The sequence below is a fragment of the Sphingobacterium nematocida genome (assembly GCF_900168125.1).
Classification (GTDB): Bacteria; Bacteroidota; Bacteroidia; order Sphingobacteriales; family Sphingobacteriaceae; genus Sphingobacterium; species Sphingobacterium nematocida.
The window spans coordinates 99342-119293 of the sequence record NZ_FUZF01000016.1 but is presented as its reverse complement, the minus strand read 5'-3'; the positions used below and the strand labels follow the sequence as shown (position 1 = coordinate 119293).

16 protein-coding genes, 1 tRNA gene and 1 pseudogene are annotated in these 19952 nt (G+C 42.4%); 3 read left to right on the top strand and 15 right to left on the bottom strand.

Features of this window, described 5'->3' with window-relative positions; translation table 11 throughout:
* Positions 1-40: 40 nt before the first annotated feature.
* From B5X76_RS16265 to B5X76_RS16250, 4 genes and pseudogenes are all read right to left on the bottom strand, one after another.
* Positions 41-676, bottom strand: a complete 636-nt coding sequence (locus B5X76_RS16265; RefSeq protein WP_079644715.1) for a hypothetical protein — start codon at positions 674-676, stop codon at positions 41-43.
* A gap of 4 nt (positions 677-680) precedes the next feature.
* Positions 681-1551 (bottom strand): annotated as a pseudogene (locus B5X76_RS16260) (SDR family oxidoreductase).
* A 27-nt stretch (positions 1552-1578) separates the two neighbouring features.
* Positions 1579-2346 carry an enoyl-CoA hydratase/isomerase family protein gene (locus B5X76_RS16255; protein ID WP_079644714.1) on the bottom strand — a complete coding sequence of 256 codons (768 nt, stop codon included), beginning with the start codon at positions 2344-2346 and terminating at the stop codon, positions 1579-1581.
* Between the two features lie 40 nt (positions 2347-2386).
* Positions 2387-5038: a TonB-dependent receptor plug domain-containing protein gene (locus tag B5X76_RS16250; RefSeq protein ID WP_245801073.1), complete on the bottom strand. Its 2652-nt coding sequence runs from the start codon at positions 5036-5038 to the stop codon at positions 2387-2389.
* A 74-nt stretch (positions 5039-5112) separates the two neighbouring features.
* On the opposite strand from B5X76_RS16250, the gene purD reads away from it, so the two are divergent.
* The 3 genes from purD to B5X76_RS16235 all read left to right on the top strand — a co-directional run bounded on the left by purD (position 5113) and on the right by B5X76_RS16235 (position 8024).
* The gene (gene purD, locus B5X76_RS16245) at positions 5113-6387 is read left to right on the top strand and encodes a phosphoribosylamine--glycine ligase (protein WP_079644712.1); all 1275 of its coding nucleotides are present in this window, start codon (positions 5113-5115) and stop codon (positions 6385-6387) included.
* 98 nt (positions 6388-6485) lie between these two features.
* A tRNA-Glu gene (locus tag B5X76_RS16240) sits at positions 6486-6557 on the top strand.
* A 246-nt stretch (positions 6558-6803) separates the two neighbouring features.
* Positions 6804-8024: a site-specific integrase gene (locus B5X76_RS16235; RefSeq protein WP_079644710.1), complete on the top strand. Its 1221-nt coding sequence runs from the start codon at positions 6804-6806 to the stop codon at positions 8022-8024.
* A 66-nt stretch (positions 8025-8090) separates the two neighbouring features.
* On the opposite strand, the gene B5X76_RS16230 is transcribed toward B5X76_RS16235, so the two are convergent.
* From B5X76_RS16230 to B5X76_RS16180, 11 genes are all read right to left on the bottom strand, one after another.
* On the bottom strand, positions 8091-9074 hold the full coding sequence (locus tag B5X76_RS16230; protein ID WP_262507912.1) for a serine hydrolase domain-containing protein: 984 nt from the start codon (positions 9072-9074) through the stop codon (positions 8091-8093).
* A gap of 187 nt (positions 9075-9261) precedes the next feature.
* A complete protein-coding gene (locus B5X76_RS16225; RefSeq protein WP_079644706.1) occupies positions 9262-9684 on the bottom strand; it encodes a hypothetical protein in 423 nt (140 codons plus the stop codon).
* Between the two features lie 93 nt (positions 9685-9777).
* Positions 9778-10002 (bottom strand): hypothetical protein, encoded by a 225-nt coding sequence (locus B5X76_RS16220; RefSeq protein WP_079644704.1) that lies wholly within the window; start codon positions 10000-10002, stop codon positions 9778-9780.
* 677 nt (positions 10003-10679) lie between these two features.
* Entirely contained in the window at positions 10680-10820 is a 141-nt protein-coding gene (locus tag B5X76_RS22040; protein WP_176141107.1) for a hypothetical protein, read from the bottom strand.
* 345 nt (positions 10821-11165) lie between these two features.
* Positions 11166-12578, bottom strand: a complete 1413-nt coding sequence (locus B5X76_RS16210; protein ID WP_079644700.1) for a M16 family metallopeptidase — start codon at positions 12576-12578, stop codon at positions 11166-11168.
* A gap of 2 nt (positions 12579-12580) precedes the next feature.
* Positions 12581-13876 carry a M16 family metallopeptidase gene (locus B5X76_RS16205; RefSeq protein ID WP_245801072.1) on the bottom strand — a complete coding sequence of 432 codons (1296 nt, stop codon included), beginning with the start codon at positions 13874-13876 and terminating at the stop codon, positions 12581-12583.
* 282 nt (positions 13877-14158) lie between these two features.
* Complete coding sequence (locus B5X76_RS16200; protein ID WP_079644696.1) at positions 14159-15313, bottom strand: TlpA disulfide reductase family protein; 1155 nt, start codon at positions 15311-15313, stop codon at positions 14159-14161.
* Between the two features lie 329 nt (positions 15314-15642).
* A complete protein-coding gene (locus tag B5X76_RS16195; protein WP_079644694.1) occupies positions 15643-16155 on the bottom strand; it encodes a protein-disulfide reductase DsbD domain-containing protein in 513 nt (170 codons plus the stop codon).
* On the bottom strand, positions 16152-17513 hold the full coding sequence (locus tag B5X76_RS16190) for a hypothetical protein (protein ID WP_079644692.1): 1362 nt from the start codon (positions 17511-17513) through the stop codon (positions 16152-16154). Before B5X76_RS16190 ends, B5X76_RS16195 begins: the two co-directional genes overlap by 4 nt.
* 98 nt (positions 17514-17611) lie before the next feature.
* Positions 17612-18538: a discoidin domain-containing protein gene (locus tag B5X76_RS16185; protein WP_079644690.1), complete on the bottom strand. Its 927-nt coding sequence runs from the start codon at positions 18536-18538 to the stop codon at positions 17612-17614.
* A 42-nt stretch (positions 18539-18580) separates the two neighbouring features.
* A complete protein-coding gene (locus B5X76_RS16180) occupies positions 18581-19942 on the bottom strand; it encodes a RagB/SusD family nutrient uptake outer membrane protein (protein WP_079644688.1) in 1362 nt (453 codons plus the stop codon).
* Between the last annotated feature and the right edge of the window lie 10 nt (positions 19943-19952).

Below are 19952 nucleotides of genomic sequence, written 5' to 3'. Positions count from 1 at the left end.
TCTAAATTTCTATTCTATCAATTCGCTCCAAAACACGGTTTTAGGCATCACAGCCTGCATATGCACGATCCAAAGTCGTCACGTACCACACCCCTTTATAGCGTCGCACGTGAAACACCAAGGGAGTAGCAGTGGTCACGATCACGCGAAAGCTCTCGGCTTCGGCCACTTCTAATTTATCCAGTTCTTCTTCTGAAAACTTCGCTTCATCAAACTCCTTCTCAAAAGCTACAATATTAGACAATTGATTGGGATGTGACGTCGTATCACAGAAAAAACCAAGCTTGTTCCACTTCTCGGTACCGCAGTCAAATTCCGGCAATTTCTCAAAGGTCAGCATATAATCATTATTCAATTCTGAATAAGGAAAATAATCGGGCATAGGCTTCGTAAAATCAATACTATCCAGCTTAACAAAAGTATCAGACGCTCCGGGACGATAAATCACTGTAATTCCTAGTTCAGGATGAACAAGCCGATTAACCTTATTGTTATCCTTACTGGCATAGGCTCGTACAAACCTAGTTACTAGCTCTGCAAGATCATTTTTCTCTTCAACGGTAACTGGTGTCACGATTTCAACACTATCCTTTGTTGTACGCTCTTTTGAATTAGGCTGTCCACACGATGTCAGTAATGCCGACAGCAAAATCACAACCCCTAAAACTCTATACATGATACTATCTATTATTTTTCTTTATTGTACTTTCGATAACGTCCCACATCTCCTCAGGAATGGCTTCCATTCCATTCATCTGCCCAGCACCCTGCAACCATTCTCCTCCATCTATGGTAACCACTTCCCCATTGATAAATCCCGCAAAGTCCGACACCAAAAATGCGGCCAAATTAGCTAATTCTTGGTGATCTCCTACTCTTTCTTAATGGAACTCTATTTTTAAAATCAAATTTGGCAGCTAGATCCCCCGGCAGCAGCCTATCCCAAGCGCCTTTCGTTGGAAAAGGCCCCGGCGCTATGGCATTATGGCGGATACCATACTTCCCCCACTCAACCGCCAACGAGCGGGTCATTGTCAACACTCCACCTTTTGCAACAGCCGAAGGCACCACATACCCCGATCCGGTATAAGCATAGGTAGTCACAATATTCAACACGTTCGCTGCCTGCTTAGTTTTGATCCAATGTTTTCCAAAGGTCAACGTACAGTTTGCTGTACCCTTTAATACAATATCAATAATCGTAGAAAAAGCATTAGCAGAAAGTCGCTCTGTAAGTGATATGAAATTACCAGCAGCATTATTAACCAACACGTCGACCTTCCCAAATCGATCTATACTCTTTTGCAGCAGCAGCCCCACCTCATCAATATTCCGAATATCGCAACCCAAGGCTACAACCGGATTTCCAGTCTTACTATTAATCTCAAGTGCAGTAGCCTCTAGCACCTCAATTTTACGACTTGAGATAATCACATTGGCCCCCAGTTCGGAGAAGTAAGTCGCCATCGCCTTGCCAAGACCTGTCCCCCCTCCGGTTACCAAAATGGTCTTCCCTTTTAAGGCATCCTCTTTTAAAGCTCCTTGTACCATAATATCTTTATTTAATTACAGATTCACTTACGATTTCTTCTGCGTCAGATTGTGAATAATTGTTTTAAGAATCTCCCGTGTACTCGGCTTCCACCACTGCTCCAACACCTGCTCCACCGCCGCATTCTGATCCTGCTCCATAGCCCGGATAAGCTCAGCTCTCAAATTTAGTTTAGTCGTACGCCATGCATTTTTCTCAAACTGCATTACCATCTTTAACAGCCTAATGGCCGCTGTCTGAATACGGTCAAAGGAAACAACCTCGTCTACCAACCCCGCAGCTTGGGCTTCCTCTGGCTTGAACAACCGCCCCTCCAATAAATTACGATAAGCAGAACCTCGTCCTAACCAAAAACTGTAAAGGGTAAATATAGATTCAGGAACAACTATACCCACCGGTACTTCATTCAGCCCAACAATATAATCACCCTGCGCCATTAACCGATAATCGCAGCACAGCGCCATCACACAACCACCAGCTGGACTGTGCCCCGTAATTGCTGCTACAGTTGGTTTAGAAAAAGAGACAAACCGCTGAAGAAGAGCCATAAATCGACCCCAAAACTCACGCATTTCTTCCTCATTGTAAGCAAAAAGAGTAATCAAGTCTAACCCCGAAGAGAAGAACCCCTCCTTACCGGATAATACTAACCCCTCTACAGATGGATCTTGCTCAGCCTCTTCCAACACATCTATCAACTCATTGACCAACTTCAGATCCATCGCATTTGATTTACCACGATCCAGTAAAACATGTAAGATATGATCTTCCTTTTTTGTACGTATATAATCCATAGTTTTTCTGCTAATTGAATATGACAAGATAAAAAAATAATTATTTCACTTCCAATTCCATAACCTTACGCAAGATCCTACCCGTAAGATCAAGCCCTTCAATTACCATAAGGTATTTCCCTTTCCCATCCGACGTAAAAAAGTTGAACGAAGCCTTTCCTTCTTTATCCGCAACAAGACTTGGTTCCCAATGTATAGTCGTACGAAGGTCGCGACTCAACTGTACGCCATCCGCAGCATCATAAACCGGTTTATAAAATGTCCTATTAACATGCAATCCCTGAGGCTGTACCGTCAGAATACCTTTAGGAACATAGCTACGCATAGCCGAAGCACCTGTTTTTGAAGTAATAATAATCAACCCATTACCCCCATTCATTCCATATATTGAGGTATAATTCGCGTTTCGAAGCACCTCTACACTTTCCACGTCACTCACATTAATCATAGACAATTGATCCGCTTCGATGTACATCCCATCCAAAACGACCTGCATCGGCACATTTCCTCTCGTGTTATAAGGAATCCCTCCGTTAAATACCACCCCCAGCAGACGGCCCGACAGACACATATCCAATGTAGGACAAGTTTCGAGCTCCTCGCTTGTAATTATCTGATCGGCATTTCCAGGTCCATTAAGATTACTCGAATTCTCTGCTACCTTCTTTTTCTTCGTTGCACGCACCACCACTTCCTCGATGGCGATAGCTTTCTCCATCAAGCCACGACTTTCCAATTCCGCAAAAAACTGCTTGGAGAGATTAATTTGATCCACATAAGCCGCATTCACATCCCAACGTTCATCCGCCCAGTTCCTATTGTCCCCAACAGCAGGCTTTTCAAGGGTATTAATTACAATATCTATATTGTTCTTTCCTTTATTCTGGTCTCTAGCTGAAATAAGAAACTTAATACTATCCGGGAATAAAAGGTTATCGAAGACAAAATACCCATCCTCATTCGATGTCGTATCCACGAAGTCCATATAATTTTTGGTAGAGATCAATTGTACTTTGGCATGCGGTTCTGGCTTGGTACGTCCTAATTTTTTAGTATACCCACTTATCCGCTGTGATTTTTCAACCTCAAACTTCGGCTTTACATCTTCCCCTAATACGCCCCAGTCGATATTTCGCCATCCCTGCGTCAGCATCAGCATATCGACCTCTCGAACCCTGCCCTCCGTACCATCAAAGTAGTATCCGGGATTTTCAATATACCCTTTCAAATCCGCACTCAACAACAACGACGACAATATATTGGGCGCCAGCATAGGATTGTCCTTAATTTTTGTTAAATCGACAACGGCAGCTGAAAATGCGCCGAAACGAATAGAATCCATCTCCGCTCCGATTTGCATGTCAACCTGCACCTTATCCCGAGTAGCAAAGCTCGTCTTATTCAAACGCAAGACAACCGGCAAAACATCTTTATCATTATAATTAAAAATTGGCCGCTCTACAATTGGCAAAAATTGATCATTCAATATACTGATGGTCAACACGCCTGATGGCAAAACCTTTTTGTCTACCGAAAACACAAGCTCGTCTTTACTCAGTTTCTGCTTAGACACAAAAACCACTTCCCCCAAGTAGTGTACCACAAAATAAACATCCTTCTGGCTCACCAAATCCTCCGAGAGATTGAGTTGTGCAAAAACCTTATTTTCATGTTGACTATTGACTGCGATCGAGTAGCCCGTCTTATAGACCTCCGGCATAACCAACTCCATCTTAGAACCATCTTCAAATTCGGCCTGCACATCGAATACACTATTGGGCTGAACAAAAAGATAAGTCACCCCCATTCCAAGATCATTTGTCTCCGCAACACCAGCCGTATCTGCCCCTACTTTGAAAATCACTTTGGTTTTAATCCCAAGCCCTTTCGGATTCACCGCTTTAACCGCTATGTTGTTAATTTTATTTTCCAGCAACTTTCCTCCTTCTGGAAATAATTGCACATCATTCTTCACCTCCGGAGGCAGCATCTTTAACAACTTATTTACAGGGATTTTCTCGAAATTATCAAAGCGTAATTTGATATGGGCATTGCTATATTTCTTGCTTAACTCGACCGTCAAATTTCCGTTTTCATCGGTACTACCCCGCTTTCGTTCGACAGATTTACCATCTGATATCACTTCATATCGAACCGGGTTCTTTGCCAAAGGAACCCCTGTCAAACTCTTTAGCTGAATCTCGTAAATATTATTTTTCTCCCCGCTACGCACAGAGGTCGTAGTTATGATATTATCGGATCGACCGTTGGCCACCTGAATCGTGCGGTCATAGAAGAATTTTTCATCCGCATTCCGCATCCAATTGGTATAGGCCCGCAAGCGATAAGAGCCTTCAGTAATAGTGTCTGTAAGCTTAAAATCTCCCATACCAAGCCCCATAACCATAGGTATCGTCATGGAATTGACCACCTTCTTTGCTCCATCAATTAGCTCCACATAAGCTATACCACTATGATTAGAAAATAGATTCTGTATCCCTATCGTTGCATACGCCTTAAACCAGACAGTCTCTCCGGCCGTATACGCGTATTTATCAAGGTGCAGATATAACTTCTCCTGCGGATTATTACCGCTATACACAGCCATATCGTCTAAAACCTTTTGAATACCTTGGGAAAACACACCCCCACAACACAACAGCAGTAAAAAAGGAATAAGAAGAAATCTCATAGTCGTCTCAATTGATTTTTAAATTGTTAAGGAAAGATAACAAAAATTAAAGCATATTTCTCTAAGTTTGTGCTATGAATATCTTAATCGTTGGATCTGGCGGTCGCGAATCCGCCTTTGCCTATAAAATAGCACAAAGCCCTAAACTTACCAATCTTTATATTGCCCCCGGCAATGCTGGAACTGGACAATACGGTCAAAACATTGATCTTAAGGTCACCGATTTCGACGGAATAGCAACATTTGCACTAGCCAACGACATCAACCTCATCCTTGTGGGACCAGAAGAGCCGTTGGTAAAAGGTATCCACGATTTCTTTTTAGAAAGAGAAGACTTGCAACATATTGCTGTCATAGGCCCTCAAAAGCTAGGCGCTCAACTTGAAGGATCTAAAGATTTTTCCAAGGAATTTATGTTTCGACACCATATTCCTACGGCTGCGTATAAGTCGTTTGAATTATCCAATCTGACAGAAGGACTCGCTTACTTAGAGACGCAAAAACTTCCTATCGTACTGAAAGCTGATGGACTAGCGGCTGGCAAGGGCGTTTTGATCTGCGAGACACTAGATGATGCCAAGAACGAATTAACAGCGATGCTTGCTGATGCCAAATTCGGACAAGCCAGCTCTGTCGTGGTGATTGAAGAGTTCTTAAAAGGAATAGAGCTTTCTGTATTCGTATTGACAGATGGAGACTCATACAAGGTATTACCATCTGCAAAAGACTACAAGCGTATCGGCGAAGGAGACACAGGTCTCAACACAGGGGGTATGGGATCCATTTCTCCAGTACCTTTTGCCGACGAAGTATTTCTGGCTAAGGTCGAAGAACGAATTATAAAACCGACCGTCGATGGATTAAAGAAAGACAACATACCTTATAAAGGATTCATTTTTATAGGATTGATGAATGTAGGCGGTGATCCTTATGTTATCGAATATAATGTGCGTATGGGCGACCCCGAGACTGAATCCGTTCTTCCACGTATCGAGTCCGATTTAGTTGATCTATTAGAAGGTGTTGCCCAGGGCAATTTGGCAGACCGCTCCTACACCTTGAGTCCAAAAACAGCTGTAACCGTCATGTTAGTTTCTGGCGGATATCCTGGCGATTATGAAAATGGCAAGGTAATCAGCAATATTGAAAATGTAAAAGAATCTATCGTTTTTCATGCTGGAACAAAGCTTGTCGACAGCGAAGTCGTAACAGCTGGAGGCCGTGTTATTGCAGTTACAACACTACAAGATGACTTATTCTCCGCACTTCAACAAGCAACAGCCGATGCAGGCAGGATCTTCTATCAAGGAAAATACTTCCGTACAGACATTGGCTTTGACCTAATTTAAAAAATAATATTTTAGCTTTCAATGCATTACAATATTTGCGTAAAAAATATTTTGGAGAATAGATAAAAGGGTCTATATTTGCATCACCAAAGCAAAAGGGCCCGTTCGTCTAGGGGTTAGGACGCCAGATTTTCATTCTGGAAACAGGGGTTCGATTCCCCTACGGGCTACTTGACCATAGGTCAAAACATATAAAACCCTGCAAATGAGATGTTTGCAGGGTTTTATTGTTTACAGACACACCAAAATATCCATGATTTCGCATAAGTTAGGTGAGTAATTCAGTGAGTACCCCAACGAGATATAGGTACTCACTATTGTAGGTGCAACGAATTGAATTACAGCTAGTTCTATAATCGAACATCTTGACTGCCATTGATGACATTGTTAGTTTTGTTAACTTAAAATGAGTCATTATGAGTCAGAATTATTCCCTTCATTTCTTTTTGAAGAAACCAAAAAACTACAAAGGCGGCGAAAAGGCAATTTACATGCGGATCACTGTTGCAGGTGATACACCAAAAGAAGCCTCATGCGGAAGAATGTGCGATCCTAAAGGATGGTTATCCAGTGCTAACCGGGCTAAAGGAAATACAGAAGTTGTAAAGTCCCTGAACGGCTACCTTGATGCCATTGCACGAAAAGTACAGGACATCCATACAGAATTTATAAAGTATAACCAGGAGGTCACAGCGGAAACGCTGATGAACAAGTACCAAAATAAGGACGACAAAAAGCTATTTCTGCTTGAAATCTTTAAAGACCACAACGAAAAAATGAAAGCGTTAATCGGTAAAGGCTTTAAAGCGAATACTTTAAAAGGTTATCATACTTCATTGTTGCACCTGTCCGCTTATATGCTAAAGTCATATCAGAGGCCAGACATTGAGGTAAAGAAATTGGATTACGCCTTTATCACCGGATATGATTTCTATTTAAGAACTGACCCAAAATGTAGCGGTGTGTCTATTGCTAAATACATGAAGCATTTGAGGAAGATCGTTAATTCCTGTATTGCCCATAAGTGGATTACCGAAAACCCGTTTCTATTTTATAAAAATACTGCTAAGGCGAAGGACAGCGAGTTTTTATCCAAAGACGAACTTAAAAGCATTACCGAAAAATCCTATAGGGTCAAAAGATTGGAACAGGTAAGGGATATATTTCTTTTTTGCTGTTATACAGGGTTGTCTTATGCAGACGTTAAAAAATTGAAGCGTTCCGAAATCCGCAAAGGTGATGATGGCCGCCATTGGATTTTTACCAGCAGAGAGAAAACCCTTACCTCATCACACGTTCCATTAATGACAGGGGCGCAAGCATTACTTGACAAATACACAGACGATCCGGTATCTGAAAATTTAGATATGGCTTTTCCGGTTTTAAGTAACCAGAAGATGAATAGCTATCTGAAAGAAATTGCGGATTTATCCGGCATCCAAAAGGAACTTACTTTTCACATTGCCCGGCATACTTTTGCTACCACCGTTACCCTAAGTAATGATGTGCCAATAGAAAGCGTTTCAAAAATGCTCGGACATAAGGATTTAAAAACAACACAACACTACTCTAAAATTTTAAACACCAAGATTGCCAGAGATATGAGTATGCTTGATCAAAAACTGATGGCTGTGTGAAGTAAGCTCAAAAAATTAACGCCCTCAAATACTAATCTTTGTTGCATAAGTAACAAATTAATCAATTCATAGACACATAGCGACCAGTTCTTTTTCCAGGTCATTTCGATTAGCCAGGCTGTTCGTCAGGATCACCAACCCTGCGTTAAGCTGCGGGAAACAATCCATTGAACTGCAGGAACCGCCTGTACCGCCGCCATGTTCCAATACGTGATAACCATTTGAGGTGCTGTGGATAAACCAGTTCAGACCCATACCCTCCTGAGCGGTGCCAAAAGTTCGTTGATGGGAAAGCTTAATGGCCGGATTCGTCTCAGCGTTGTTGGCGTTGATATAGTTGACCAGGTCAGCAGTAGTTGATCTTAAAGCACCCATCGCCGGTACTTCTCCCAAATCCCAAAACGGAATCGGCTGTCTTTGCGGGTTATGCGCCCACGCGATACAGCTGTCCGGAAGTGATGCGATGTCGATCCGGGTATCCCTCATCCGGTAAGGTTTCAGGATGTTTTTTGACACCAGCGAAAAGTAATCCTGCCCGTAAGCATCTTCCAGTATCGTACCCAGTAAAGCAACTGCCATATTAGAGTAAGCGTAAACTTTACCGGGAAGCGTATCCATCTTCATTTGATGCAGTCCTTCGTACAAAAGCTGCCTGGAGTAATTGGACAAGGGATTAAGGGAATCATAGGTGGGGCGTTCCCACATATTCGGAAATATCCTTGTGATCCTTGAGGTGTGATTGGCCAGATCTTTAATACGTATGGGCGTACCTTTATAGCTTAAATTGGGATAAGAACCTTTAAGATATTTCCTGATATCATCTTCCAGATTGATCTTTTTATCCAATATAGCCCGCGCCAGGATAATCCCGGTAAATGATTTGGTCATGGACCCGATCTCATAGATAGTCTTGTTATCGGGAAGCTGCCCGTTACCGGCCTTTGTCTCTCCGTAATTGTAAAAATACGGTTTGCCGTGTTGCACCAGGGCTATGGAAAGCCCCACCGCTTTTTTATCCTGAAAATACCGCTGAACGCTTTTATCGACCAGCGAATCCAGCCGGGAAATAAGCGGGTTATCTGATGCTACTGCCCGGCTCTACCCGGCACATTCCAGGTTATTCAGGCAAAAGACCGGGATCAGGAATATAAAACTAAGGTATCTGTTTATGCGTCGCTTTTTAAACGGATAAGGATTGATCAGGCTATTCATAAGGCTATTGACGATTTATCGGTGGTCATAACTCATTTCGCGCTTCACCTGCCATTTGCCGTTCTTGTTCTCCCAAACCTCGGTAAACTTTGCTGTCAATGGCTGAATAAGACATAGCAATCCCTTTCAAATCTTCTTTTACGGCATACTGATCACACGCTTCTATAAAATCGACTGCATCGGCTATAAGTCTAAAGGTCGGTAATGGCCCCAATGTTTCTCCGCTTATAAAAAGAACATAGGAATGTACAATACCATCTTCATAGATGCTGGCATAAACTCCCACCTCTTCATAAACATAGGGATCACCCTCAATCGATACCCCAAAAAATTCGATCAGTACATTTAGTTGGAGCAATTTGCTGGTATAGGCTATGTTAATGCCTCCGCCATATAAGTCTTCCATCTCCTGAATACGAATGTCTTTTGAGGCAAATAATTTCTTCATAAATCAAATATATGAAATTCGTTCCCTCATGGAAACTGGCACCGCCAATCGTAGAAAAACAGTCAAATAGTAATTCTAAACCTTAAAATCCGGTTAATCTCGAATCTGATAGGTTTCAATTAGCTCGGCTAACATCTGGTCGAACTGTTCCAGGTCACCTTCTTTAAGACTGTCAAAGTCGTCATATCTTTTAACCAATGCTTTTCCTGCTCTTGTCAGGATATTATATGGCAAATATGCTGTATTGATTTTTTCACCATCATTAACGGTACTTGACCTAGAAACGAGGAAAGTATTTGTCGGAAAATCTATCGTCATGGCTTGCCAGATGTCCGGAATAGAATTAAACCCTAATTATCAAATAGTTACACTTGACAAGTAACAAATAAGTAACATTGCAGGCCGTATTTTTTGCTATCACTCCCCTTCAAACATCGGCTCTTCAGATACCAAATTAGCAAGATCAAGGTAATCTAAGATGTTAATTAAAAACCTTGCGTTATCCAATTTCCTGACATTATGACAAGTAATTCTGTACAACACTGAACATCCAATACGCTTCAAAGTGGTTCTTCACTATTGTTGAAGAATTAAGCGCTCAGTATTAAATAGTTATTATGATTCGTCAAAAGGCCGCTTTAAAACTAGACTACTGAACCCGACGACATTCAAAATTATAGTTTTCACCAATAGTGAAGAACCCTCAAAGTGTACACTTATGTGCCTAACCTGGTCACTTGGCTGATTTACAGCGCTTTTAAATGTCAAAAATAACTGAATAAGGATTTGTATCAAAGCGGGGGCGAACGCCGTCTGTGGTTGTGTATCTTGGCCTATACGAAAGAATATTTATGCATCCAGGCAACAGCTTTCTGCAACCTCTGATTTGGAGTTTGGGATCAATAATCTGTCGCTATATCGGGCTGGTGATCGGAAAACGCAAGGAAGCACAGGGGCTTGGAATTGAGGCAGGTACAGAACACGCCTGTTGGAAATTAATTATATTTGGCCTGGTTGTAATAGCATTCGCTACCACACATGGCAGCCAAAAGGGTGTACAGTTTGCCCCGAAATGGAGTGACCACATTTTTAGCGGAACATACAGGCAGCATCTTCCAAGCCTTTAAACCTATCATTTTTAAAATCAATTTTCATCGGCAAAGCGTATTTCAGCTAAAATACAACAGAAGTTTTCCCTTGGTGGTGAAATATCAGTATTTTTCACTTTTTTGAAATTCCCTTAACTATTTAGTTGTCCGTATGGATTAAACTTTGCTTTACGCTACGTCCGCCTTAGCTAACTTGTATTATTCCATTTAAATCGTTCATTTTAACTTTTCTCCTCAAATGTGTGTTTTGACATAAATAGTGAACCCCAAAAGTTTTTGTCAAACTTTTGGGGTCACTTCAAAATTGAGACAGCCCTCTAATTAATGCTTAAGTTTTATAAATAAACTGGAGAGTAACCAAATAGAAAGAAGTTACCGAACAACAGGCATCGCATAGTTATTATAATACTTAACCATAAAGCCCGCTTTTTTCAATCCCGGCACAAACTGGTCTGATTTACCGACTACAACGATTCTGGTGTTGTCATGACTGAAGTATTTTTTGCTCACACGAAGGATATCACCTGCGGTGACACCATTCAACTTCTGAAGATAAGTCCGGTAGAAATCTTTAGGCAGGTTATTGATCAGAATGCTGCTGGCAAAACCGGCTACCCGGGCAGGATTTTCAAGCCCCAAGGCAAAAGACCCATTATATAAGTTCTTCGCATCTTGAAGCACATCAGCGCTCACTTCTTCCGTACGCATCACATTGATCTCTTTCAAAAACTCGACTACAGCACTGTCTACTTTTTCATTTCTTACCGAGGCCGTGGCACTAAACCTCGACTGCAGGCGCCCTGAGCCAGTTTTGGAATAAGCCCCGTAAGTAAAGCCATGTTTTTCCCGCAGGTTTCTAAAAAGCTTGGCATCTGCACCACCACCCAGGATTTGATTGGCAAGCAATACCGCATGATAGTCCGGACTGCTCATTGGTAAATCTATAAGGTTGGTCACTGTGATCTCGGATTGGACAGCGCTGGGGACATCTACCACATTGACCTCTGTTTGGGCAGGGTTGCTGACTTTAGCCAAAACAGGGAAAGTCAGAACGGCGCCCTTCCAGTCGCCAAATGCTTTTATCGCCAGCGCCTTTGCGGCTTCTGGTTTAATGTCGCCGACAAAAGTCAGGTATCCTCTCGATGGCGTAACGTATTTTTTATAAGAAGCTTTAACATCATCCAAGGCAATGGAATTGATGCTTTGTTCGGTCTGAAATTCTCCTAAAGGATGGTTTAGTCCAAATGAAAGTGCATTAACGACGCGTCCGGAAATGGCGGTTGCGCTGCGCTCGCTGGATTTTAAATTGGTAAGGCTTTGTGATTTCAATTTATCAAATGAAGCTTGCGGAAAAGCCGGGTTTCTCAGGGCATCTGCCATTAATAAAAAGGCATCACTAAAATACCGGGTCAGCGCAGCGGCTTGTCCTCCACCGGCATAAACGCTTACTTCTGCACCTATCTGATCAACAGCTTCGTCAAACTGGGCTTTTGTCTTTGTAACCGTCCCCTCATTGAGCATTCCGCCCAATAATCCTATCACTCCGGCTTTTGCACCTTCGGTGATCGGCCCCGCATCAATGCTAAAACTTGCGGAAACCTTTGGTAGCTTATGGTTTTCAACCACCAGAATAGTAATGCCATTGGGTAATTTATAGATTACAGGATCGGCAAATGTGATGATCGGTGCAGGTCCGGGTTTTGGTTTTTGGCTCCTGTCTAGTTTCTGAGCTGCTGCGCCTTGAATGAACAAAGCAGCTATAGCAAATATAAATATCTTCTTCATGTCTATTTCTTTGGTAGGTAATAAAGTACTACACGCTGATCCTTGTTCAGGTATTTTTTGGCTACAGCTCTGATCTCTTCAGGAGTGATTGATTTGATTACCGCAAGCTGTTCGTTCAGGTCATTGGTATTCTTATTGTGGAAAGTATAGCCATTGGCCAGATTCTCGGCCAGTCCGATCATTTTTGTGTTGGCACTTACATAGCCATTCTCAAATTGATTTTGCAGCTTCTTAAACTCAGATTCACTAATCAGGTCATTCTGAAGGCGAACAACCTCCGCATCGATGTCAGTTAAAAGATCATTTAAAGGGGTGTTGTTATTGGGTAGTGCCAGCGTAATGTAAGCACCATGGTCTTCCAGAGTATAATTAAAAGCCGAAACCTGCAATGCCGTCTTTTTTTCATCTACCATTTTTGTGCTCAGCCTTGAACTTCCGCCACCTGATAAAATGGTACTGACCATTTCAAGCACTTTGTTTTCACGGCTCTTCATTCCCGGAACCCGGTAGGCGGCAAATATCGCCGGAATTTGGATATTGGCATCATATACCGTATCCACAATTTGTTTGGTCACCGGTTTTAACGCGAAAGTGCCCTTAACGACAGGAGCTCCTTTTGGCACTTCATTAAAATATTTAGCAACCAGTGCTTTGGTTTTTTCAATGTCCAGGTCTCCGGCGATTGTCAGCACGGCATTGTTGGGTGCATAATACTTTTTAAAGAAGGCAATAAATTCTTCCAGTTTTGCGGCATCCAGGTGTTCCATTGAACCTATCGGCTGCCAGCTGTAAGGATGCCCTTCAAATAAATGAGTGAAGATGTTTTCAGTAAACTTACCATACGGCTTGTTGTCAGTGAGCATGCGTTTCTCTTCTTTAACCACCTCGTTTTGTGTCTTAACACCTGCCTCATCAATTTTTGGGTGCAACATGCGCTCACTTTCCAGCCATAGCCCGAGCTCCAGCTGATTTGAAGGGAAAACTTCGTAGTAGAAAGTCCTGTCCTGAGAAGTATTGGCATTATTCTGTCCGCCGTTACTGCTCACTATTTTCATAAAATCGCCTCTTTTCATGTTCTGGCTACCTTCAAATAGCAGGTGCTCAAAGAAATGGGCAAAGCCAGTCCTTGTCGGATCTTCGTCTTTCGAACCGACGTGATACATGACCGAAACGGCTACAACAGGCGCAGTCTTATCCTGATGAAGAATGACATGAAGGCCATTATCCAGGTCGTATTCAGTAAACTTTACCTGCTGCGCACCAGCGCGAAGGAATATTCCTGATAACGAAAGAATCATTAAAAATTTATATCTCATTTTTTACTTGTTTTATTTCAATCTTCCAAAATAAACCAGGACAGCTTCCGCTAGCCCTGGTCTGCTTATTAACTACCTATTTTCGTTTTTACGAATAGGGTCTTATTTCCTTTGGTAAACGCCTAAACCTCTTTTAAGGTATGCTGCATACGCTTTGACGTCGAATAGTCAGTAAGAGTGCTATGCCTAAATGTTCCATTTTTTTGCATGGGCCACACCAACTGTTAACAACATCAGGCAGCTTTTTAAAAATCCTTGTAACAATTATTTACCAAAAAGTGATTTCAACTGCTCATCAATTTCGACACCACCCCCCACATATCTAGCAATAATTTTCCCCTCCTTATCTAATAAAATCTTGGTTGGAAAAGCAGTTACACCATAAGCTTTAACAGCGTCAAAGGCCTCTATTCCTTCATTGTTCAATACCTGTATCCAGGAAATGTCATCTTCCTGAATGGCATCCTTCCATGCTTTACGGTTCTCCTCAATGCTCCGGCGCTGCTCATGTGCAATGCCCAAAATTTCGAAACCATCTGCTTTGTATTTAGCATAAAGCTTTTTAAGATGTGGGTGTGATGAACGGCATGGTCCACACCAGCTTCCCCAGAAATCAAGCAAGACATAATTACCTTTTAAAGTTTCCAGATTCACATCCTTCCCATTGATATCCTTTTTCTGAAGTGGAATAGCCTGTTTTCCAATTGCAGTTGCTTCCATAACTTTTAAACGTGCTGCCAGGTCTTTTCCCTTTATTGAATTTTGTATACGCGGACTAAGCGCATAAAAAAATGGCTCAAATCTTTTCGGATCGATAGCGCGACTTCTACCATCAATCAAATCGAGACTTACATACGAATCTGGATGCTGATAAATAAAAGCATCTTCCACTTTAGTCATATCCATCCGTATAGCCCTTAGCTTCGGGGAAAGTTCATTTCTTGCCTTTTCATTGTTCGCTCTAAAATACTGCCCTATTTTTTCACTAAGTGGCTTCCTCTTATCCTCAAGTGGCTTTAATTCTGACTTCAGCCTCAAATAATCCGCTTGCGCTGCACCACCTTCAATCAGAGCAGTTTTCATATTTGAACCAGTAACACTAAAAGTTTTATTTTCCAGAAAAAAGTCCTGTTCATCTCTAGCCATCATCATTTCCATAGTCATAGGTCCATTGTCCTCTTTCAGCGCTTTCAAAGTAATTTGTGCTCTTACGACATCTTTTATTATACCTTTCAATAGAAACCCTCTGTTTTTTACTATTGCCGAATCCACGACCTGTTTGTTACCCTCAACATAACTGATCATTACTTTTTGTCCATTTGTAGCACTGGCAATGTTTCCTTTTATTGAAAATCCATACTGTGCATTTGCTGAAAAGGTCAACAGACCAATTGCAGCAGTAATTAATGTTTTTAACATAGCTCTGTATATTTTTTAGTTTGCATTTCCTTCCCATCCCGTATCAGTTCAACCGTTATCGTATCGCCTGAAAAGTACTTGTTCACTATAATGTTGTAGCTGGCTAATTGGATGTCCATTAATTCCAGTAACCACATCTTTAAGTTTTAATATCTCATCTGCTGATCCTCTGGGTGCGGTGTTGATACACACGATCGATAACTTTATCAATTATCTTCTCAATTTCTTTAGTTTTTTTTATTTCTTGCGCGAAACTAGGCAGACTGAATAATAGCCCTGCCACCAATGCGACGATTAGAGATTTATTTTTTAACATGTTGGGACATCTTTTAATAATTTAATTTAATTGCCTTTTCCACAGGCGGCATACATTGGAACAGGTTACAGCATTGATAATATAGGCCTGTATTCACTTGGCCTTTAGCTGTCGGAGATGATTTTTTAAGTTTATGAATGAAGATTGCCTCATTTTCATAGAACATTACTCCCTTCTCGGCTGGAGATTCAATAGCCTCGCTCTTTTGCCAAATACCCGCTTTAGTGATATTGTTATCTACATCGAGGATATACTCTGTGGTAAGATAAGGCATATTTTCTGGAACAAACTCGTAAATATGCCACCCATCTGCAATTTTCACTTTCACGACAACAGCAACACTATCACTCCGACTATCACTGATTAACCTCGCTTCTACACTAACGGGGAATTGTTGATCCGGAGCTTTACATATAATACTTTTAGAGAAGCTGGTAATATCCTCATCGAAAGTTGATACCCGCTGGGCATTTACTAAACACGTATTTAGTGTCAACATAAGAACTGTAAGCAATACTAATTTCATTGGTTATAGGTATTAACTATAAATTTATATGGCGCTTCGGTAAAGAACAATCTCTTTTTATTATTCGTGTACCAACTCTGCCATTTATCAGCGTCATCAAAATTTTCAGCGGTATATTTCTTTAACATCTTCAGCGCTAATTCTGGACGATCATTCTGTTTAAACATCTTAATACAGGTTTCTAAAAAGCGAAGATCGTGATTAGGAACTCCTATTATTTTGGCCTCTTCATCAATTACGGCCGAATAAAAGCCCTTCGGATCACAATACATGTAGTCTATATTGTCTTTTAAATATTGGTAGTTGGCTGAGTCGGTACCAAATCGAGTGAAAAAACCTTTTTGGTTTTTGAGGTATTCATCCCACGTTGGAACAGGCTTTCCATCCTTTTTAGCGGTCGAAGTTTCATACATCCGCTTAACCATGCTCTGCATCTCTTTAAAATAGTCAGTAGTGGCTGCTCTATCGTTAAGCTTTCGTGCAATAGGAGTTTTTTTATCAAATTTACTCATGTAAGCTACTACGTTTACAAAAACTTTTTTTCCTTCCTCTGTCATCCCGGCCGGAGAGGCCCCAAATCCCCAAAGAAAAAAATTACCATGGCGTCCCAAGGCAACTGCGTTGACATCTTTCGTATTTACCCCGCTAGAAATTAATTCAGTATCAGGCGAGTCGGTAAACCGATCGCCCCTGGATACCAAACCTATCCTTGCATCTTTATCCTCGATGTAACCCTTTTGGTCTACTCTCCACATGGGAATTTGTTTTGGAACATTATCACCTGAAGCATAGTGATAGACTCCCTCTGGTGTTGGTTTCATTACCATCGTTGGCTTCACTTTCTCAAGTGGACCTTTAAAAATGGAGTGTTTGCGGTTTAGATGGTGGGCATCAGCATCTAGGCATAAACAAAGCCACTCGAACTTAAGTCCAATGGGAGTGCCCATTTGCGGTGCAGTATGTGAAATAAAGACTACTGGTTTTGAAAAATCGGCAGGAAGGTATTTAACACCTTCCGTTACCGGTTCTATTATTTTAGTGGGAAAATCAAAAATTGTCACATCATAAGGATCAGAATCTGAAGGTTTCCAGTCTCTACAGTCGATGGTTTTGACCTCTGCAAAATATTCACTTAACAGGGCTTTAAAAGCAGGCATCCTAATCGGATATTCTCGCTCAAACCCTTCCTTCGTCATGTTACCCGGAATTTTCCTAACCGATGTAGGCATCGCTTGTGCCGGATCGTACCCGACAAACAAGATTTTCAACCAACTCTTTGGTGGTGTAAATGCAACTTTACTATTTCCGGTCAAACTTGCTAATATTAGTATTGCAAGCAATATTGTTTTTATTCTCATAACTATCTATTTTTTATTTACCAATAGGTTCCGTTTACCGTCGTTGTTCCAATCGGTTACTCCTAACCGGGTACGGTATCCATTTTGAGTATTTCGACTTAGGGCACCAGGGTTAAATCTGAGATAAAAACTCCTTGACGAGATCCAAATACAGGTTGAGCAGCAAGCACGGTAAAGCGCATATATCGCGCCGTAGTATTTGAAACAGGAATGATCTGGACTGCCTGCGCAGGTGGGTTAGCCTGATTGAAAGTCCCTTTATCTGTCCAGGTAGTACCGTCGGTGCTTAATTCGATCTTGATCTGGGTAGGATATGCTCCGATGAGGACGTTACGAATCGGATATTGGTAGCTGATAGCACTAAAGGGGGTCGCTGTGCCAAAATCAACAGTAAAATACTGAGGCATATCAAGTCCGAGACTTGAAGACCAATAGCTGTTCGGAAGTCCATCCACTACATTACTTACACCATTGCCCGGTAAGGTCTCAGATGAAAAGCTCACGACCGTCAGGTTAAAGCGGCTCTTGCCGGTTTTGATAACCAGGTACAGTACCTGTCCGGGCGCAATGCCCTCTTCCCGGCCATTCACCGACCGGATGGTAACGGGCAGTACATAAGTGGTATAGGGGTTCAGGCTTGTTTGCTTTACAAGGTTAAGCTTCGCGGAATCGGATACCGTACTTCCAGCCGGGATTCGGCAGTCAGGTTTATAGAAATAAAAAGCTGTAGATGGCAAAACAGTTGCATTGCCATATTTGGCGCGGTAGCTTTCCATCTTTGAAGTATCAACCCCAAATGTAACATCGACCCCCGAAGCAACAACGCTTTTGGACAAAGCTTTCAACCCTATAATGGTCACCTGGTCCCGAAGGATCTCGGCCCGCCTTTCCAGTGTATCCGATAGGTCTAGTCCCTGTATGGATATACCATCTGTCGGCAATACAGGTACCACCGGCCTGTCCTTGCTGCAGGCTGCCAGCAGCAGCATAATGCAGCAATATAAAAATCCGTATGTCTTTTTCATGATTTTATCTTTTTATTGATCAAATATTACGTCATTTATTCTCTATTCCCCTGGATTTTGCGGCATGCCTGGGTTGTTCAGCAGTACACGCTGGGGAATCTGCAGGGTATATCTCGGACTGTGCGGCGGCAGGGTGGCAATGATATTATTCTTGGCATCGTACCGGTTTACTGCTGGCATTTTGCCCTCCTTGTCCAATCTGCGCATATCAAACCAGCGCAGTCCGCTAGAAGGCATTTCAAAGCCTCTTTCCCGCAGGACCCAGTTTAGTACCGTTTCTTGGTCACTCGATATCAGTTTCTGGTAAGGGGACGGAAAGCGGGCTGCCCGTATGTCATTTACCTGCTGCAAAGCAATGGCTAACTCTCCCTTACGCACTGCGGCTTCGGCAATGATCAGTTTCATTTCCTGTACAGAAGTACCGAAGTTTGTATAAGTGAAAGATTTTGCAACAAACGCCGGGGAAAACGAAGTTTTTCCCCTGGCATCGCCCTGGCTAAAATACCATAGCTGTTTACGCAGATCTCTGGGATCATAAGCGCTAAAGAAGCTGGGCAGGATTTCTTGGAAAACACCATTTCCCCGCCAGTATATGGCATCGGGCAAGAAAACTGTGGCATAACTGTACAAATTAAACGTTTTAAAGTCAAGCATGGTGGCTCTGCCATTATCCAGCGCCAGTTGCGCATTTTTTGCGGCACCAGTGTAATCACCGGAATAAAAAAAGATCCTTGCCAGCACGCTGTAGGCAGCAGCTGACGAGCCGCGCCAGGGGGCGCTACTGTTATTAGCGGGCAGGTTGGGAAGTGCCGCATTGATGTCTGAGATGATGCGGTCGTATATTTCTTTTACCGTGCTCCGGGGCGGGGTGGCCTGGGCTACATCGTTCGAGGTAACAAAGGGTACGGCCAGGTCCCTATCTGCAGTTGCAGGATCATATACCGGCCCGTATTCATTCACCAGGTACCAGTATTCAAAGGCACGCCCAAGCAGCGCTTCGGCCTTCAAGCTCGCCTTTTGCTGATTCGTGCCTCCTGTGGCCTCATCTATGCCTGCCAGCACGGTATTGTATTTATTAATAACACTATAGTGCTGTCCCCAGAATGTTGGTAACGTGGATTGATCTCTAGCATACTGGGGCGCCCAGGTATAGATCAGGTCATTAACATCCGTAGCTGGCACCGGTATGGCCGACTGATCTACGTTGTCGCCCAGCAGGTTAAGCGAGAGCGGCGCATGACTCAGGCCCAGGGCATCGTAATCATTCAGCCACTGGTCATAATTGGTCACTGTGGTCAGCAGCGTATAACCTTTGGGTGTTATATCCAGGTACTTATTGCAGGCAGTGAGGGCCGTTATACAAAGGGCCATGGCCCAAAAAATATATTTAGGATTGTATCTCATGGTTGTACAG

Bases quoted from the DNA above. Each gene is read 5' to 3' on its own strand.
- B5X76_RS16265 (WP_079644715.1), bottom strand. From the start codon at position 676: ATGTATAGAGTTTTAGGGGTTGTGATTTTGCTGTCGGCATTACTGACA.
- B5X76_RS16255 (WP_079644714.1), bottom strand. From the start codon at position 2,346: ATGGATTATATACGTACAAAAAAGGAAGATCATATCTTACATGTTTTA.
- B5X76_RS16250 (WP_245801073.1), bottom strand. From the start codon at position 5,038: ATGAGATTTCTTCTTATTCCTTTTTTACTGCTGTTGTGTTGTGGGGGT.
- purD (WP_079644712.1), top strand. From the start codon at position 5,113: ATGAATATCTTAATCGTTGGATCTGGCGGTCGCGAATCCGCCTTTGCC.
- B5X76_RS16235 (WP_079644710.1), top strand. From the start codon at position 6,804: ATGAGTCAGAATTATTCCCTTCATTTCTTTTTGAAGAAACCAAAAAAC.
- B5X76_RS16225 (WP_079644706.1), bottom strand. From the start codon at position 9,684: ATGAAGAAATTATTTGCCTCAAAAGACATTCGTATTCAGGAGATGGAA.
- B5X76_RS16220 (WP_079644704.1), bottom strand. From the start codon at position 10,002: ATGACGATAGATTTTCCGACAAATACTTTCCTCGTTTCTAGGTCAAGT.
- B5X76_RS22040 (WP_176141107.1), bottom strand. From the start codon at position 10,820: ATGATAGGTTTAAAGGCTTGGAAGATGCTGCCTGTATGTTCCGCTAAA.
- B5X76_RS16210 (WP_079644700.1), bottom strand. From the start codon at position 12,578: ATGAAGAAGATATTTATATTTGCTATAGCTGCTTTGTTCATTCAAGGC.
- B5X76_RS16205 (WP_245801072.1), bottom strand. From the start codon at position 13,876: ATGATTCTTTCGTTATCAGGAATATTCCTTCGCGCTGGTGCGCAGCAG.
- B5X76_RS16200 (WP_079644696.1), bottom strand. From the start codon at position 15,313: ATGTTAAAAACATTAATTACTGCTGCAATTGGTCTGTTGACCTTTTCA.
- B5X76_RS16195 (WP_079644694.1), bottom strand. From the start codon at position 16,155: ATGAAATTAGTATTGCTTACAGTTCTTATGTTGACACTAAATACGTGT.
- B5X76_RS16190 (WP_079644692.1), bottom strand. From the start codon at position 17,513: ATGAGAATAAAAACAATATTGCTTGCAATACTAATATTAGCAAGTTTG.
- B5X76_RS16185 (WP_079644690.1), bottom strand. From the start codon at position 18,538: ATGAAAAAGACATACGGATTTTTATATTGCTGCATTATGCTGCTGCTG.
- B5X76_RS16180 (WP_079644688.1), bottom strand. From the start codon at position 19,942: ATGAGATACAATCCTAAATATATTTTTTGGGCCATGGCCCTTTGTATA.